Genomic DNA, 15,672 nt, shown 5'->3' with positions numbered 1-15,672 from the left:
CGATGCCTCGGCATGTCCCACTTATGCCGAGGTGTGTCCCACATTCTGCGCTTGGCACCGCTCCCCGGCAGCAGGAAGTGGGACACAGCGCACGGCGACCGGCAGCAGTGACCGGCGTCAGCGCCCGGGGGTCCACCCGGCGCGCTGCAGGGCGTCTCGTACCATCGACACCGCGAGCCGGCCATCGCCGACGAGGTGATGCGCCAGCACGCGCTCGTGCTGCCACCCCAGGCCGCGAATGGCCGCCCACCGATCGGCGTCGCGCGCGAACTGACGCGCATCGTAAGCGTGGACGCGCCCGTCGTACTCGACGGCGAGACGATAGCGAGGAAAGGCCAGATCGAGTTCGGCGACGAACGTCCCCCGATCGTCGAACAGATTCCAGGCCACCTCGGCGTCCGGCAGTCCCGCACGGCTCAGCAGCAGCCGCAACCGCGTTTCGCGAGGAGAGCGCACGCCACCGCGAGCGAGTGCCAGTGCCCTGCGGAGGATTCCGCCGCGCACGTCGCCCATCACCTCGATCTCACGCCGAAGCTCGGCCGCATCCGTCAGCGGGCTCCGGCCCGAGATGAGGTGATCTGCGGCCGCAACGAGGTCATCGAGCCGCCAGAGCGTGCCCGTTTGACGCGAGGCACGCGCCGGGTGCTCGACCGGCATCCCGCGCACCGTCGTGTGCGCCGACTCCCGCAGCTGCAGGCGATGGCCGACCACGGCGTGAGTGCGGGGTTCGCGCGCGGGACGGTGGGTGGAAACGTGGATGCTCGGGGCATAGGGCCACTCCGGCAGGGGCACCCCGAGAAGACTCAGGGCCGTCTCGTGGCTGAAGAACTGCCCGTTCCGCAACCGCGGCAGCAGCGCCCGACAGGACGCCTCCAGCGAACCGGGAGTAGGCTCCGCCCGCGCGCGGACGCCGTGGAAGGGACGCGAGAGATCGCGTCCCCGCAGCCGCCCGGGACTCACGCCGGCATCTCGCGCCTGCGCGACGGTGAACGCCTCCGGCAGACTCCGCGGCAGGTCGCTCGAGGTCGTCATCGCGCAAGCGTCACGCATCCGCGGCGACGCTCCGGCGGCTGAGCGCCCGACGGTGGAAACTTCGACGCCCGACGCGGCCGGGGAGGAACCTCCGTCGGGCGTGGGCAGTGAGAGTGACGCTCACACGACGTGTCCCACTTCCTGCTGTGCAGGGGTGCCCCGCAGAGCAGGGAGTGGGACATGCCACGACGGAAGTGGGACAACGCCGGCGAGAAGTGGGACACGGCATCCGCGGCGTCCCGGCGTCCCTGTGGGCGGGTGGGCCGGGGGCCGGCGGGCCGGGGGTCAGCCGAAGAGCGCCGCGGCCTCTTCGTAGCGGTAGATCGGGACCGTGTTCAGCTCGCCGAGCGCCTCTGCGAACGGCACGCGCACGATGTCGGTGCCCTTCAGCGACACCATCTGGCCCCAGGCCTGCTCGTAGACCGAGTCGGCCGCGTGCAGCCCCAGGCGCGTCGCGAGCACCCGGTCGAAGCTCGACGGCGAGCCGCCGCGCTGGATGTGGCCGAGCACGGTGGCGCGGGTCTCGATACCCGTCAGGCGCTCGATCTCGGGCGCGAGCACCTCGCTGATGCCGCCGAGACGCGGGCGGTTGAAGGCGTCGAGGCCCTTGTCGCTGAACGCCTCGTCCATGCCCTTGAGGGTGAAGCCCTCCGACACGACGACGAGGGGGGCGCGTCCGCGGTCGTGCGCCTTCTGCACCTGGGCCGCGATCTCGTCGATCGACATCGGCACCTCCGGGATGCAGATGACGTGGGCGCCCGCGGCGATGCCGGAGTGCAGGGCGATCCAGCCGACGTGGCGGCCCATGACCTCGGCCACCATGCAGCGCTGGTGGGAGTCGCCGGTGGTGCGCAGGCGATCCATCGCGTCGGTGGCGATGTTGACCGCGGTGTCGAAGCCGAAGGAGTAGTCGGTGGCGCGCAGGTCGTTGTCGATCGTCTTCGGAACGCCCATCACGTTGATGCCGTCGTTCCAGAGCCGGTTCGCGGCCGCCAGGGTGCCCTCGCCGCCGATGGCGATGATGCCGTCGATGTGGTGGCCGTACATCGTCTTCGCGATGTTCTCGGCGCCGCCGCGCGGACCCTCGTAGGGGTTGGTGCGGCTCGTGCCGAGGATCGTGCCGCCGACCTTGGACAGCCCCTTCACCTCGTGGCGCGTGAGCGGGAAGAAGTCGCCGTCGACGACGCCGCGCCATCCGTCACGGATGCCGACGAACTCGATGTTGTAGTTCGTGGTGCCCTTGAGCACGACGCCGCGGATGACCGCGTTGAGTCCGGGGCAGTCTCCGCCGCTGGTGAGGATGCCGATCTTCATGTGGAGATCCTTCGATGGTTCGGGATGTGGTTCGGCGACGCTGCCATCCTCGACACTATCGCCGTATCGACGGCGGATGCCACCGCATCCGCCGTCGATAATCCCGGCCCGCCTCAGGCCGCGCCGAGCGCCTGCCGCAGCAGGTGCATGAGCGCGGACAGCTGCACCGAGTCGCTCGAGGTGGGGTCGAGCTGGGCGCCGTCCAGCGCGCGCTGGGCAAGACCCTGCTTGGAGTCGATGAGCTCCGCGATCTTCGTGTCGATCGTGTGGGCGGCGATGATCCGCCACGCCGTGACCGGCTCGTCCTGACCGATGCGGTGCACGCGGTCGATGGCCTGCGTCTGCTCGGCAGCCGTCCACGACAGTTCGGCGAGCACCACGTTGGAGGCCGCCTGCATGTTCAGGCCGACGCCGGCGGCCGTCAGCGAACAGACGGCGATGGCCACGTCGGGATCCGTGTTGAACGCGTCGATCGCCTGCTGGCGGGCGGGCGTGGACTGGTCACCGCGGATGGAGATGGTGCGCAGGCCGGATGCCGCGAAGTGCGCCTCTGCGGCATCCATCACGTCGATGTGCTTCGCGAAGAAGACGACCTTGCCGACGGAGCGCTGCAGCTGCACGGCGTAGTCGGCCGCGAGGTGAGCCTTGGCCTGGCCGATCTTGCGCACCATGGTGAACACGTTGTCGGCGCCGGCGGACGACGACTTGGCGTCCTCGAGCTCGCCGTGCGCGACGAGGCGCACGATGTCCTCGTCGATCTCGCCGATGCGCACCTTGTCGCCGCGCGCCTCGATGATGCGGCGGTACTTGGCGGCCAGGCGCGCACCCAGCTCGCGCTCGGCCTCGCGGATGGAGCGGCCGAACTCGTCGTCCAGCTCCACGGGCAGGTCGGCGACCAGCTTGTCGGGGAGGTCGGAGGCGACATCCTTCTTCTTGCGACGGACGATGCCCATCGAGATGACCGCTTCGCGGGCCTCGGGGTAGAACGCCTTGTCCGCCGGGGTGAACCCGGTCGCGTCGAGCTTCTCCATGAGCTCCGGGCCCGGCTTCTCACCGTTGGTCCAGCCGAGGAAGCGCCAGATCGCGTCGAAGTCCTCGACGTCGTTGATCAGCGGCGTGCCGGTGAGCGCCAGCATGAGTGGGTTCCGCACCTGCTCGCGGATGCGTCCGCCGAGCGCCAGCACGTTCTGCGAACGCTGCGAGGTGAGGTTCTTGATGAAGTGCGCCTCGTCGACGACCATGCCCTTCAGCCCGAGCGAGCCGAGCCAGGAGAGGTGGCGGTCGAGCACCTCGTAGTTGACGATGAAGACGTCGGCGAAGGCGTCGACCGTGTCGCCGTCGCCGTGGATGACGGTGGCCCGACGCTGCGGCGTCCACCGCTCGACCTCGCGCGCCCAGTTCATCTTCACGACGTTGGGCACGACCGCCAGCAGCGGATAGGCGTCGGCGACGGAGGCCGCGAGCACCGACTGCGCGGTCTTGCCGAGGCCGGGCTCGTCGGCGAGCAGGAACGAGCGATGACCCGCCCGGACCGCCTCGAGGAACCGCGACTGGTGCGGCATGATCTCGAGCCCCTTGGGCGAGAGCCGGTCGAACTCGGGCACGGGGGGCAGCTCCATCGACGCGCTCGCGCCTCCGGCGCCCGTCTCGAACGCCTTGTAGAGCGGTCCCATCAGCTCCCAGCCGTCGAGGCGGCGGCGGGCGGTGGATGCCGGGGCGCGCAGGGCCACATCGGGCGCGAGGAACGGGTTCGCCTCGCGGCGCGCCTCGATCTGCGGCGGGATGACCTGCCGCTCGGCGAGCGCGGCGGGCACGACCGGGGTCTGCCCCCAGCTCTGCGCGTTCTGGGTGACGTCGGTGATGATGAGCTCGTCCTCGGGCAGGTCCGCGCCCGACTCGAGCAGCCAGTCGCGGCGCATGCGCTTGGCGACGGGCGACGTGGCCTGGTCGACCTCGAGCAGCTGGATGAGCGAGGTGTCGCGTGCGGCCGTCTTGGCGAGGATCGTCGCGACGCCGTCGAGGCGCTTGAGCAGCTCGGCGCGGGCGGCGCCGGCGATCGCCTCGTCGGCCTTGACGCGGGCCCGCTCCTCGCGCACGAGGAAGGCGATGACCTGGAACTTGACCCGGTTGGTGGGCCCGAGCTTGCCCTTCTGCGCCTTCGCCTCGACCTCGCGCACCTTGCGGGCGAGGATCGGGATCAGCGGCGCGTCGTCGTCGCGACGAGCGGACGAGCCGCGATGGGACGGGCCGCGTCGGCGTGACGCGGGGGCGATGGATGCCGTGGTCGGCATGCTCCTCCTGAGCGTGAGTCGCCGGGAGACCGGCGGGCTTCCGGTCCAGAGACCGGTCAGTCGTTTCCCGGGGCGGATGCCGCGGGGTCGGGACGAGGCACGGATCCTCCGGCTGCGGGTACTCGCTTCTGCGAGCTGCGGCGACGGGGGTAGCCTCGCGCCCAGTCTAGCGCGCCACCCCCGCACCCGCGAGCCGCCACGACGCGGCCGAGCCGCCATGATCCGGCGGACACGAACCATGGCGGCTCGCACAGAGGATGGCGGCTCGCGAGGAGGGTGGGGGGGAGGGAGGGGGGAGGGAGGGAGGGGGTCAGGAACGCAGGCGCAGGCTGTTGAGGACGACGAAGACGCTCGAGAAGGCCATCGCGGCCCCGGCGATCATCGGGTTCAGCAGCCCCAGGGCCGCCAGCGGGAGGGCCGCGACGTTGTAGGCGAACGCCCAGAAGAGGTTGCCGCGGATGATCCGCATCGTGCGACGGCTCAGCCGGATCGCCGTCAGCACCGGTGCCAGGCCCTGCCCGGTGATCGCGATGTCGCTGGCGTGCATCGCGGCATCCGTTCCCGAGCCCATCGCGATTCCGAGGTCGGCGCTCGCGAGGGCGGCGGCGTCGTTGATCCCGTCGCCGACCATGGCGACACGGTGTCCCCCGGCCCGCAGCCGCTCGATCTCGGCGACCTTCCCCTCCGGAAGCACGCCCGCGACGACGCTGCGGATGCCGACGGCCTCCGCCACCGCGTGGGCGGCTCCGGCGTTGTCCCCGGTGAGGAGCACGACGTCCAACCCCATCGCCGCCAGCGCCGCGACCGTGTCGGCGCTGTCGGCGCGCACGGTGTCGGCGACGGCGATGACCGCGCGGATCCGTCCGTCCCACCCCGCGACGATCGCGGTCGCGCCGCGCTGCTCGGCCGCGCGCACCGCCGCGGCGATCTCGTCGGGCGCACCATCCGCGGCATCCGCGATCTGCTCTGCATCCGCGGCCCGCGCAGCCTGCTCGGCCGCGAAGGTCGGACGGCCGGCGAACACGCGGTGCCCCTCCACCGTGCCGGTGACGCCGAGCCCGGCCCGGCCCGCGAAGTCGGTCACCTCCGCCGGGCCGTCGGCGAGGGCGGCGACGGCGCGCGCGAGCGGGTGCTCGGATGCGTGCTCCAGCGAGCCGACGAGGTGCGCGACGTCGTCGGGATCGGTGCCGGCGACGGGGGTCACGGTCGCGACCGTCATGGTTCCGGCGGTCACGGTTCCGGTCTTGTCGAGGACGACCGTGTCGATGCGGTCGGCCGCCTCGAGCGCCTCCGGCCCGGTGATCAGCACCCCCAGCTGGGCGCCGCGCCCGGTGCCGACCAGGATCGCGATCGGGGTCGCCAGTCCGAGCGCACAGGGGCAGGCGATGATCAGCACCGCCACCGCGGCGGTGAACCCCGATGCGATCGCCTCGCCCGAGAACCCGCCGACGATCAACCACGCCAGCAGGGTCAGCGCCGCCAGGACGATGACGACGGGCACGAAAACGCCGGAGATCCGGTCGGCGAGCCGCTGGACGCGGCTCTTGCCCGCCTGAGCGTCTTCCACCAGCCGCGCCAGCCGGGCCAGACGGGTGTCGTCGCCGACCGAGGTCGCCTCGACGACCAGTCGACCGTCGGTGGAGATCGTGCCGCCGGTCACGATCGCACCGGCATCCACCTCGACGGGCACCGCCTCGCCGGTGATCATGCTCTCGTCGATCGAGGCGCGCCCGGCGACCACACGACCGTCGGTGGCGACCTTCTCCCCCGGGCGCACGACGAACGCGTCCCCGACCCGGAGGGCGTCGATCGGCACGCGGCGGCCGTCCTGCAGCTCGACGTCGCGCGCCGAGAGATCCATCAGCGCCCGCACCGCCGCGCCGGCGCGCCGCTTGGAGCGCTGCTCGATGACGCGTCCGAGCAGCAGGAACACCGTCACGGCGGCGGCGACCTCGAAGTAGACGAGCGACGACGGGTCGTGGACGGGGGCGAACATCCCGCCGTCGTGGCGCATCCCGAGCTCGCCGGCCGTGCCGAACAGGAGCGCCCAGACGCTCCAGAGGTAGGCCGCGCCGGTGCCGAGGGTGATGAGCGTGTCCATCGTCATCGCGCCGTGGCGCGCATTGGCGATCGTCGCGCGGTGGAACGGCCACCCGCCCCAGAGCACCACCGGCGTCGCGAGCACGAGCGACACCCACTGCCAGCCCGAGAACTGCCACGCGGGGACCATCCCGAGCGCGACGACGGGCAGCGCCAGAAGGATGCTGACGATCAGGCGGGTCCGCAGTGTGACGGCGCCCGGGCGATCCTCCACGTCGTGGACGTGGCCCTCCGCTCCCTCCGCGTGCGCCGAGTGGTCGTGCGCGTGCGCCTCGCCGGGCGACGACTCGTGCACCCGGTCGGGGGTCGAACGCCGCGGACGCAGGTGCGCCTCGTACCCCGCTTCGCGCACCGCGGCCACGAGTGCGGCGGGGTCCAGGGCACGAGGGTAGTCGACGCGTGCGGACTCGGTCGCGAGGTTGACGGATGCCGAGACGCCGTCGAGGCGCTCCAACCGCTTCTCCACGCGCGCGACGCAGCTCGCGCAGGTCATCCCCTCGATGTCGAGCACCGCCTCCTCGTGCGGCATCGACACGGCATCCGTCGACAGGCCGGTCATCGTCGGCTCCGTCAGCGGGCGACGACGGTGTAGCCCGCCTCGTCGACGGCGGCCGCGATCTCGGCGTCGAGCGCGGCACCGGCCGCGCCGTCGTCGACGGTGACGGTGAGGGTTCCCGCCGTCACGTCGACGGCGATGTCATCGATCCCGTCGACCTTGCGCACCTCGCGCGTGACCGCTCCGGCGCAGTGCGCGCAGGTCATGCCGTCGACGGCGTACGTCTGCGTGGACATGGTGTCTCCTCTCGCCGCGCGCCCGTTCGGCTGCGGCTCTCGCTGACAACCATGATACCCCCCTGGGGTATTCCCGAGGACCCGCTGGCGTAGGCTGGGGCCATGTCCACCATCACCGAGCGGGACCTCGCCGCGACCATCGACCACGCCATCCTCAAGCCCGAACTGACGCGCGCCGACGTCGACGCCGAGCTCGACATCGCCGCGGAGTGGGGCGTCTTCAGCGTGTGCGTGCGTCCGAGCGACATCGCCCACGCGGTCGACCGCCTGGCCGGCACCGGAGTGAACGTGGGCACCGTCATCGGCTTCCCCCACGGCACCACCTCCACCGCCGCCAAGGTCGCCGAGGTCGGTCAGGCCCTCGCCGACGGCGCCGTCGAGTTCGACATGGTCATCAACATCGGCGCCCTGCGTTCGGGCTTCGACGACGCGGTCGTCGCCGACATCGCGGCCGTCGTCGCGGCGGCATCCGGCAAGGTGACGAAGGTCATCCTCGAGACCTCGCTGCTCGACGACGAGCAGATCGCCCGCGGCAGCCGTCTGACCGAGGCCGGCGGCGCCGACTTCGTCAAGACGTCGACGGGATTCGCGGGGGGCGGGGCGAGCGTCGCCCACGTCGAGCTCATGCGCGCGAACGTCGGACCCGATGTGCAGGTGAAGGCCTCCGGCGGCGTCCGCAGCTACGCCGACGCGCTGGCGATGCTGGCCGCCGGGGCGACCCGACTGGGCACGAGCGGCAGCGCGGTGATCCTCGGCGAGGCGCGCCGGGTGGATGCCGGAGAGCAGGCCGTCGGCGCCGTCGACGCCTCCTCGTACTGACCCGCCGTCGTCGTGTGCGGCGGCTCAGGCCAGAGCCGCGCGCACACGGGCGACGTCGTCGTCCATCTGCGCGATGAGCGCCTCGATGCCGGCGAAGGCGACCATTCCGCGGATGCGATGCGTGAAGCGGATCTGCACGCGGTGCCCGTACAGGTCGAGTCCCGTCTCGTCGAGGACATAGGCCTCGACCTGACGGACGGGGACGTCGTCGAACGTCGGGTTCGTCCCGACGGAGATGGCCGCGGGGTAGCGGGTCGTGACGGCGGTTCCGTCCGCGCCGAGGTCGACGAGCCAGCCGGCGTACACGCCGTCGGCCGGGATGAAGCCCTCCGCCGACGCGGACAGGTTCGCCGTCGGAAAACCGAGCTCCCGGCCGCGCTTGAGGCCGTGGACCACCTCGCCCTGCACGGCGTGTGGACGTCCCAGCAGCCGCGCGGCCCCCTCGACGTCACCGGCGGCCAGCAGGTCGCGCACCCACGTCGACGAGACACGGCGGCCGCCGCCCTGCACGTCGCCGACGACGTCGACCGCGAAGCCGTACTCGGCGCCCAGTTCGGTGAGGAGAGCGGGATCTCCCGCCCCGCCGCGGCCGAAGCGGAAGTCGTCTCCGACCATCACGGTCACGACGCCCAGGCTGAGCAGGACGTGCTCCACGAACGCCCGCGGCTCCAGCGCGGCGAGCTGTTCATCGAAGCGCAGGACGAGGGTCGCATCGACGCCCGCGGCCGCGAGGAGGTCGAGCTTCTGGCCCACGCTGCACACCGGCTCGGGACACAGCTCCGGCCGCAGCAGGCTCAGCGGGTTGCGGTCGAAGGTCACGGCGACCACCCGCGCGCCGGCCTCGGCCGCCGCGACCCGGGCGCGATCGATCACGGCGCGGTGGCCGGAGTGCACGCCGTCGAACTTCCCGATGGCGACGACGCTCGGGCCGAACCCCTCGGGGATCTCGGCGGGGTCGTGGAAGACGATCACCAGGACGACCTCCGATCGGTGCCGACGGTGTCGTGCCGGACGGGCTCGTCGCCGGACGCCGCGGCATCCGGCACCGGGTCCGCCCCGCGTCCGCCGCTGCGCAGCCACCAGAGCCCGACGAAGGGAAGCACGAGCGGCACCCAGAAGTAGCCGAAGCCGTAGCCGGACCAGACGGTGGCATCGTGGAGGAACAGCTCCGGATGCGTGAGGCTCAGAGTGCCGACGATGAGCACCCCCGCCAGCTCGAAGCAGATCGCGATCCACGCGACGACGTACCAGCGCGGGCTGTCGGACTTCACGAGGGCGACGGTCGCCAGCACGTACACGACGGCGGCGGCCGCCGACAGCGTGTAGGCGAGCGGGGCGGCGGAGAAGTCCTGCACGATCTGGACGAACGAGCGTCCGGTCGCCGCGAGGGCCATGATGGCGTAGACGACCACGAGCACGCGGCCGATGCCGGTCATCCGGGTGGGCCCGGTCGCGTCGAGGTGTGGCGAAGTCATGACCTGTCAATGATAGGCGGCGCCGACGGGGGCGTCGGGCGCCCGCTCACATGCCGACGGTCGTCCAGATGACCTGCATGCGCCAGACCATGACCGCGACCGACAGCGCCGCGATCCCCATGATCACGGTGCTCCAGCGGCTGCGCTCGATGAGGGCCCAGACCACCGACGCGGGCGGGATGAGCACCGCGGACACGAGGTAGACCCAGAACTCCAGCGCGCTGCCCGACGGGGGGTTGCCGACGAGCGGGGCGACGATCGCGACGACGACCTGCGCGAGCAGGAGCACGAGGATGAGGGCCATCGCCCCGACCGTCAGGTCGCTGGGACGACGCCCGGCCAGGCCGAGCACGACCGCGAGCAGACCCGCCGCGACGGCGACCGCGACCTGCACGATGGCGAACCACTCGATCATGCGTCCTCCGCCATGTTCATCACGCTCTTCACGTCGGCGCCGCGGCGTTCCACGATGCCGACCAGTCGCCCGTCGGGGTCGATCGCGGCGGGCGTCGCGGTCGCGGATCCGTCGAGGCGCTCCGCCGCGGCGTGGAGCCTCTTGCCGTGGCGCAGGTCGCGCGCCTCGTCGGCGCTGACGGGAAACGCGCCGAGCACGGCTGCCGCGACGTGCGCCGGCGTCTCCAGCGGCGCGTCGGGGGTGATCTCGGCGACGGCGTCGGCGACCTCGAACGCGCCGATGCGGGTGCGCCGCAGCGCCGTGAGGTGCCCGCCGACGCCGAGGGCGGCACCGAGGTCACGCGCGAGGGCGCGGATGTACGTCCCGCTGGAGCAGTCCACGACCACGTCGAGGTCGATGGTGCCGTCCGCGCCCGCACGTCGGGCCAGGACCTCGAAACGGTCGATCGTGACGCGCCGCGCCGTCAGCTCGACCGCTTCGCCCGCGCGCGCGAGATCGTAGGCGCGCTTGCCGCCGACCTTGATCGCCGAAACCGTGCTCGGCACCTGGTCGATCTCGCCGGAGAGCGCGGCGATGCCGGCCGCGATCCGCTCGTCCGTCGCGGCGGCGAGGGCCGCGGCATCCGCTCGGGCCGTCTCGACGCCGTCCGCGTCGTCGGAGTCGGTGGCGACGCCGAGCCGGATCGTGGCCTCGTACGTCTTGCCGAGGCCGACGATGAAGGTCAGCAGCCGGGTCGCGGGCCCCACCCCGAGGACGAGCAGCCCCGTGGCCATCGGGTCGAGGGTGCCCGCATGCCCGATCTTTCGGGTGTTCAGCGCGCGACGCGCGCGGGCGACGACGTCGTGGCTCGTGATCCCCTGCGGCTTGTCGACGAGCAGGATGCCGTTCGGGACGGACGGTGACGCGGGCATTGCTCCAGCCTAGGCCGGGCCGACGCGCGGCCGGAGAACGCAACCCGCCCGCGGCCGTAGGCTGGTGCGGTGCCAGAGCTCGCGACGCCGCTGATCGCGTGGTATCGCGACACCGCGCGCGACCTGCCCTGGCGGGCGCCCGGTTTCGGCGCATGGGGCGTGCTGGTGAGCGAGTTCATGCTGCAGCAGACGCCGGTGACCCGCGTGATCCCGCGTCTGGAGGCGTGGCTGACGCGCTGGCCGACTCCCACCGCGCTGGCCGCCGACCCGCCCGCCGCCGCCGTCGCGCAGTGGGCGAACCTCGGCTACCCGCGCCGCGCGCTGTGGTTGCACCGCGCCGCGGTCGAGATCCGCGACCGTCACGACGGCGTGGTCCCCCGCGACGTCGACGCGCTCCTGGCCCTCACCGGGATCGGCGACTACACCGCGCGCGCCGTCGCGGTGTTCGCGTACGGCGACCGGCATCCGGTCGTCGACACGAACACGCGGCGGGTCATCGCGCGGGCGGTCGAGGGCCGGTCGCAGCCCGGACCCCCGGGGCGCCGGGACCTCGCCGACATGGAACGGCTGCTGCCGGCGGAGCTGACGGATGCCGCGGTGATGAACGCCGCGATGATGGAGCTCGGCGCCGTGGTCTGCACCGCGCGGGCGGCGCGCTGCGACGTCTGCCCGGTGGCCTCGCTGTGCGCGTGGCGCGCCGCCGGGTATCCCGACACCGGCGACGCACGCCGGAAGCAGGCGTCCTACGAGGGCAGCGATCGTCAGGCGCGCGGCGCGGTGCTGCGGACGCTGCGGGCGGCGGAGGCGCACGAGGTCGCCGAGGCGGCGGTCATCGCCGACTGGCCCGATCCGGCGCAGCGCGGGCGGGCCATCGACTCGCTGCTGGTCGACGGACTCATCGAGTCCGACGGGATGCTGCTGCGTCTGCCCCGCTGACGACGCCGAGCGCGGCGCACCCTCATTGTCACGGCGAGGGGCCGATGCGTCACCCGGTGCGGCGGCGTACGGTCCGCCTCATGAAGGCGCTGATCGTGTACGAATCGCAGTTCGGCAACACCGAGAAGGTCGCCCGGGCCATCGCGGAGGGCGTCGCGACGAGCGGTCGGGTCGAGGTCGTCGCGGTCGACACCGCCCCGACGGTCCTGCCCGACGATGTGGACCTGCTCCTCGTGGGCGGTCCGACGCACGTGTTCTCGATGTCGCGGGTGCAGACGCGGGCCGATGCCGCGAAGGACGCGCCGACGCCGACCCGGCGCGGCATCCGGGAATGGCTCGCCCAGCCCCCCTCCTCTTCGGGACGTCTTCGCGTCGCCACGTTCGGCACGAAGCAGGGGCACGGCCGGCTCAGCGGGTCGGCGGCGACGGCGGCCGCGAAGGCGGCGCGGGCGCACGGTTTGTCGGTGGATGCCGTGGAGGACTTCTTCGTGACGGGACGAAGCGGCCCCCTCGAGGAGGGCGAGCTCGAACGCGCGACCGCGTGGGGACGCGCGCTCGGGCGCTGAGGCTCAGTCGTCCTCGTCGTCGTCCTCGCGCGGCTTGACGTAGGGGTCGGCGTCGCCCGCGTAGGCGGCACCGGCGGCGAGCCCGGCGACGGCGGCGTCCCGCTCCTGCGCCTCCCGGAGGAGCTCGGCGATGTGTCCGGCGTTCTCCGGCAGCGCGTCGGGGATGAACTCGAGCGACGGGGTGAGCCGCACGCCGAGCTGCTTGCCGACCTCGCTGCGCAGCATCCCGGTGGCCGCCTTCAGGGCAGCCGCCGAGTCTTCGCGCGCCTTGTCGTCGCCGTACACGGTGTAGAACACCGAGGCGTGCTGCAGGTCTCCGGTGACGCGCACGTCGGTGATCGTCACGAAGCCGAGGCGCGGGTCACGCAGCCCCTTCTCGAGCCGCTCGGCGATGAGCACGCGGATGCGGTCGGCGAGTCTCGCCTGCCGTTCTGAAGACATCTCTCTTACCTCTTTCTGCGCCCGGCGGAGCCGGGAGGTCGGCGGAGGCGGAGCCGGTCGCGCCGCGGAGACAATCGGGGTAGGGGCCCCGCTCTTGTCTCCGCGGCGCGACCGGCGCAGCCGCAGCCGAACAGGAAGGATCAGCCGCGCGGCTTCTCCACCATCTCGGTCGTCTCGATCTCGTCGCCGATCTGGATGTCGTTGTACTTGCCCAGTCCGATACCGGCCTCGAAGTCCGTGCGGACCTCGGTGACGTCGTCCTTGAAGCGGCGCAGCGACTCGATCTGCAGACCGTCGGCCAGCACGACGCCGTCGCGGATGACGCGCGCCTTGGCGTTGCGCGTGATCGTTCCGCTGCGGACGATGACACCGGCGATGTTGCCGAACTTCGAGGAGCGGAACACCTCGCGGATCTCGGCGACACCCGACTGCACCTCTTCGAACTCCGGCTTGAGCAGGCCCTTGAGCGACTGCTCGACGTCGTCGATCGCGTTGTAGATGACCGAGTAGAAGCGCACGTCCACGCCCTCGCGGGCGGCGCGCTCGCGCGCCTTCGTGTCGGGGCGGACGTTGAAGCCGATCACGATCGCGTTGTCGATCGTGGCCAGGTTGATGTCCGACTCCGTGATGGCGCCGACGCCGCGGTGGATGATGCGCAGCTGCACCGAGTCGTCGACCTCGATCTTGAGGAGCGACTCCTCCAGCGCCTCGACGGCACCGGACACGTCACCCTTGATGATGAGGTTGAGCGACTCGACCTTGCCCTCTTCGAGAGCGCGGGTGAAGTCCTCGAGCGAGATGCGCTTGCGGGCCTTGGCCAGCTGGGCGTTGCGCTCGGCGGCCTCGCGCTTCTCGGCGATCTGGCGAGCCGTGCGGTCCTCCTCGGTGACGATGAACACGTCACCGGCGCGGGGCACGGAGTTCAGACCCTGCACCTGGACGGGACGCGAGGGGTAGGCCTCGTCGACCGCGTCGCCGTTCTCGTCGATCATCGCGCGGACGCGGCCGTAGGCCGTGCCGGCCACGATCGCGTCGCCGACGCGCAGCGTTCCCGACTGGATGAGCACGGTCGCCACCGAGCCGCGGCCCTTGTCGAGCTTGGCTTCGATCGCGACACCGCGGGCGGCCTTGTTCGGGTTCGCCGTGAGGTCGAGTCCCGCGTCGGCCGTCAGCAGCACGGCATCCAGCAGTTCCTGGATGTTCGTGCCCTGGCGTGCGGACACGTCGACGAACATGACGTCGCCGCCGTACTCCTCGGCCACGAGGCCGTACTCGGTGAGCTGCTGGCGCACCTTGGCCGGGTTCGCGTCGGGCTTGTCGACCTTGTTGACCGCGACCACGATCGGCACACCGGCCGCCTGGGCGTGGTTCAGGGCCTCCACCGTCTGCGGCATGATGCCGTCGTCGGCGGCGACCACGAGGATGGCGATGTCGGTCACCTGGGCACCACGGGCACGCATGGCGGTGAACGCCTCGTGACCGGGGGTGTCGATGAAGGTGATCGCGCGCTCGATGCCCTCGTGCTCGGTCCACACCTGGTACGCACCGATGTGCTGGGTGATGCCGCCGGCCTCGCCCGCCACGACGTTCGTCTGGCGGATGGCGTCGAGCAGTCGCGTCTTACCGTGGTCGACGTGACCCATGACGGTCACGACCGGAGGACGGATCTCGAGGTCGTCCTCGCTCTCCGCCTCCAGCTCGGCCTCGAGGTCGAGACCGAAGCCCTCGAGGAGCTCCTTGTCCTCGTCCTCGGGCGAGACCATCTGGATCTTGTAGCCGAGCTCGGCGCCGAGCACCTCGAAGGTGGCCTCGTCCAGCGACTCGGTCGCGGTGGCCATCTCACCGAGGTTGAAGAGGATCGTCACCAGCGTGCCGGGCTGCACGGTGTAGCCGCGCAGGGCCTCGAGTTTGTCCGCGAAGTCGGCGATCGACGCGCCGCGACGCAGGCGGATGATCTCGCCGTTGCCCTTCTGGACGTTGACGCCGCCGACGACGGGCGCCGACCGCATCTCGAATTCCTGCCGCTTCGCACGACGCGACTTGCGCTGCTTGCTCTTGCCGCCGCCCTTGCCGAAGGCACCCGCGGTGCCACCGCCGGGACCACGGCCACGACCACCGCCGCCACCGGGACGACCCGCGAAGCCGCCACCGGGCGCTCCGGGACCGCCGGTGCCGCCGGGACGCTGGAAGCCGCCGGCACCGCCGGGACGACCGGGACCGCCGGGACGCTGCTGGAACGGCGCGCCGGGACGACCGCCGCCTCCGGGACGACCGGCGCCGCCGGGACGCGGGGCGCCGGGGCGGGGGGCGCCGGGGCGCGGAGCCTGCGGGCGCGGGATGTTGCCGGGCGTCGGACGCTGCCCCATCCCCTGCGCGGACGCGAACGGGTTGTTGCCCGGACGCGGGCCGGCGGGACGCTGGCCCATCCCCTGCGACGAGGAGAAGGGGTTGTTGCCGGGACGCGGAGCGCCACCGGGGCGCGGCGCCTGCGGCGTGGCCGCACCGGGCGCGGCGGCGGCCGGCGTGGCGGGCGTCGGAGCGTCCGCTGCGGCGGGGGCCGCCGGAGCCGGAGCGGCCGGC

14 protein-coding genes are annotated in these 15,672 nt (G+C 72.2%); 3 read left to right on the top strand and 11 right to left on the bottom strand.

The window, feature by feature from the left end; translation table 11 throughout:
• Nucleotides 1-117: 117 nt before the first annotated feature.
• The 5 genes from L0965_RS14790 to L0965_RS14770 form a co-directional block, all read right to left on the bottom strand.
• The gene (locus L0965_RS14790) at nt 118-792 is read right to left on the bottom strand and encodes a hypothetical protein (RefSeq protein WP_157831624.1); all 675 of its coding nucleotides are present in this window, start codon (nt 790-792) and stop codon (nt 118-120) included.
• Nucleotides 793-1,317: 525 nt separating this feature from the next.
• On the bottom strand, nt 1,318-2,346 hold the full coding sequence (locus L0965_RS14785) for a 6-phosphofructokinase (RefSeq protein ID WP_101306598.1): 1,029 nt from the start codon (nt 2,344-2,346) through the stop codon (nt 1,318-1,320).
• A 113-nt stretch (nt 2,347-2,459) separates the two neighbouring features.
• A complete protein-coding gene (locus L0965_RS14780; protein ID WP_101306599.1) occupies nt 2,460-4,637 on the bottom strand; it encodes a DEAD/DEAH box helicase in 2,178 nt (725 codons plus the stop codon).
• Nucleotides 4,638-4,947: 310 nt separating this feature from the next.
• Nucleotides 4,948-7,296 carry a cation-translocating P-type ATPase gene (locus tag L0965_RS14775; RefSeq protein ID WP_101306600.1) on the bottom strand — a complete coding sequence of 783 codons (2,349 nt, stop codon included), beginning with the start codon at nt 7,294-7,296 and terminating at the stop codon, nt 4,948-4,950.
• A gap of 11 nt (nt 7,297-7,307) precedes the next feature.
• The gene (locus L0965_RS14770; RefSeq protein WP_061782119.1) at nt 7,308-7,529 is read right to left on the bottom strand and encodes a heavy-metal-associated domain-containing protein; all 222 of its coding nucleotides are present in this window, start codon (nt 7,527-7,529) and stop codon (nt 7,308-7,310) included.
• A 102-nt stretch (nt 7,530-7,631) separates the two neighbouring features.
• On the opposite strand from L0965_RS14770, the gene deoC reads away from it, so the two are divergent.
• A complete protein-coding gene (deoC, locus tag L0965_RS14765) occupies nt 7,632-8,348 on the top strand; it encodes a deoxyribose-phosphate aldolase (protein ID WP_060959436.1) in 717 nt (238 codons plus the stop codon).
• Between the two features lie 24 nt (nt 8,349-8,372).
• On the opposite strand, the gene L0965_RS14760 is transcribed toward deoC, so the two are convergent.
• Genes L0965_RS14760 through truB form a run of 4 tightly spaced genes read right to left on the bottom strand, consistent with a single transcriptional unit; the run spans nt 8,373 to nt 11,149 of the window.
• Nucleotides 8,373-9,320 carry a bifunctional riboflavin kinase/FAD synthetase gene (locus L0965_RS14760; protein WP_060959435.1) on the bottom strand — a complete coding sequence of 316 codons (948 nt, stop codon included), beginning with the start codon at nt 9,318-9,320 and terminating at the stop codon, nt 8,373-8,375.
• Complete coding sequence (locus L0965_RS14755) at nt 9,317-9,823, bottom strand: hypothetical protein (RefSeq protein WP_232783916.1); 507 nt, start codon at nt 9,821-9,823, stop codon at nt 9,317-9,319. The genes L0965_RS14760 and L0965_RS14755 overlap by 4 nt, the downstream gene beginning before the upstream one ends.
• Nucleotides 9,824-9,869: 46 nt before the next feature.
• Nucleotides 9,870-10,238 (bottom strand): hypothetical protein, encoded by a 369-nt coding sequence (locus L0965_RS14750; protein WP_060959433.1) that lies wholly within the window; start codon nt 10,236-10,238, stop codon nt 9,870-9,872.
• The gene (truB, locus tag L0965_RS14745; RefSeq protein ID WP_101306601.1) at nt 10,235-11,149 is read right to left on the bottom strand and encodes a tRNA pseudouridine(55) synthase TruB; all 915 of its coding nucleotides are present in this window, start codon (nt 11,147-11,149) and stop codon (nt 10,235-10,237) included. Before truB ends, L0965_RS14750 begins: the two co-directional genes overlap by 4 nt.
• 69 nt (nt 11,150-11,218) lie before the next feature.
• Here truB and L0965_RS14740 point away from each other — a divergent pair, with 69 nt between their 5' ends.
• Both L0965_RS14740 and L0965_RS14735 read left to right on the top strand, forming a co-directional pair.
• Nucleotides 11,219-12,085: an A/G-specific adenine glycosylase gene (locus L0965_RS14740; RefSeq protein ID WP_101306602.1), complete on the top strand. Its 867-nt coding sequence runs from the start codon at nt 11,219-11,221 to the stop codon at nt 12,083-12,085.
• Nucleotides 12,086-12,165: 80 nt separating this feature from the next.
• Nucleotides 12,166-12,651, top strand: a complete 486-nt coding sequence (locus tag L0965_RS14735; RefSeq protein ID WP_101306603.1) for a flavodoxin domain-containing protein — start codon at nt 12,166-12,168, stop codon at nt 12,649-12,651.
• A 3-nt stretch (nt 12,652-12,654) separates the two neighbouring features.
• Here the strand turns inward: L0965_RS14735 and rbfA are convergent, their stop codons facing one another.
• Together rbfA and infB are read right to left on the bottom strand one after the other, a co-directional pair.
• A complete protein-coding gene (gene rbfA, locus L0965_RS14730; protein WP_060959431.1) occupies nt 12,655-13,092 on the bottom strand; it encodes a 30S ribosome-binding factor RbfA in 438 nt (145 codons plus the stop codon).
• A 140-nt stretch (nt 13,093-13,232) separates the two neighbouring features.
• On the bottom strand, nt 13,233-15,672 hold a 2,440-nt coding region (infB, locus tag L0965_RS14725; protein ID WP_234057997.1), incomplete at its 5' end, for a translation initiation factor IF-2.

Source organism: Microbacterium sp. NFH-22A-Y, from assembly GCF_021401375.1.
Classification (GTDB): Bacteria; Actinomycetota; Actinomycetes; order Actinomycetales; family Microbacteriaceae; genus Microbacterium; species Microbacterium hominis.
This window is presented reverse-complemented; position numbering and strand designations above follow the sequence as displayed.

What these genes read in the sequence shown, in the direction of transcription:
- L0965_RS14785 (WP_101306598.1), bottom strand. Translation starts at nt 2,346, where the DNA reads ATGAAGATCGGCATCCTCACCAGCGGCGGAGACTGCCCCGGACTCAAC.
- L0965_RS14780 (WP_101306599.1), bottom strand. Translation starts at nt 4,637, where the DNA reads ATGCCGACCACGGCATCCATCGCCCCCGCGTCACGCCGACGCGGCCCG.
- L0965_RS14775 (WP_101306600.1), bottom strand. Translation starts at nt 7,296, where the DNA reads ATGACCGGCCTGTCGACGGATGCCGTGTCGATGCCGCACGAGGAGGCG.
- L0965_RS14770 (WP_061782119.1), bottom strand. Translation starts at nt 7,529, where the DNA reads ATGTCCACGCAGACGTACGCCGTCGACGGCATGACCTGCGCGCACTGC.
- deoC (WP_060959436.1), top strand. Translation starts at nt 7,632, where the DNA reads ATGTCCACCATCACCGAGCGGGACCTCGCCGCGACCATCGACCACGCC.
- L0965_RS14755 (WP_232783916.1), bottom strand. Translation starts at nt 9,823, where the DNA reads ATGACTTCGCCACACCTCGACGCGACCGGGCCCACCCGGATGACCGGC.
- L0965_RS14750 (WP_060959433.1), bottom strand. Translation starts at nt 10,238, where the DNA reads ATGATCGAGTGGTTCGCCATCGTGCAGGTCGCGGTCGCCGTCGCGGCG.
- truB (WP_101306601.1), bottom strand. Translation starts at nt 11,149, where the DNA reads ATGCCCGCGTCACCGTCCGTCCCGAACGGCATCCTGCTCGTCGACAAG.
- L0965_RS14735 (WP_101306603.1), top strand. Translation starts at nt 12,166, where the DNA reads ATGAAGGCGCTGATCGTGTACGAATCGCAGTTCGGCAACACCGAGAAG.
- rbfA (WP_060959431.1), bottom strand. Translation starts at nt 13,092, where the DNA reads ATGTCTTCAGAACGGCAGGCGAGACTCGCCGACCGCATCCGCGTGCTC.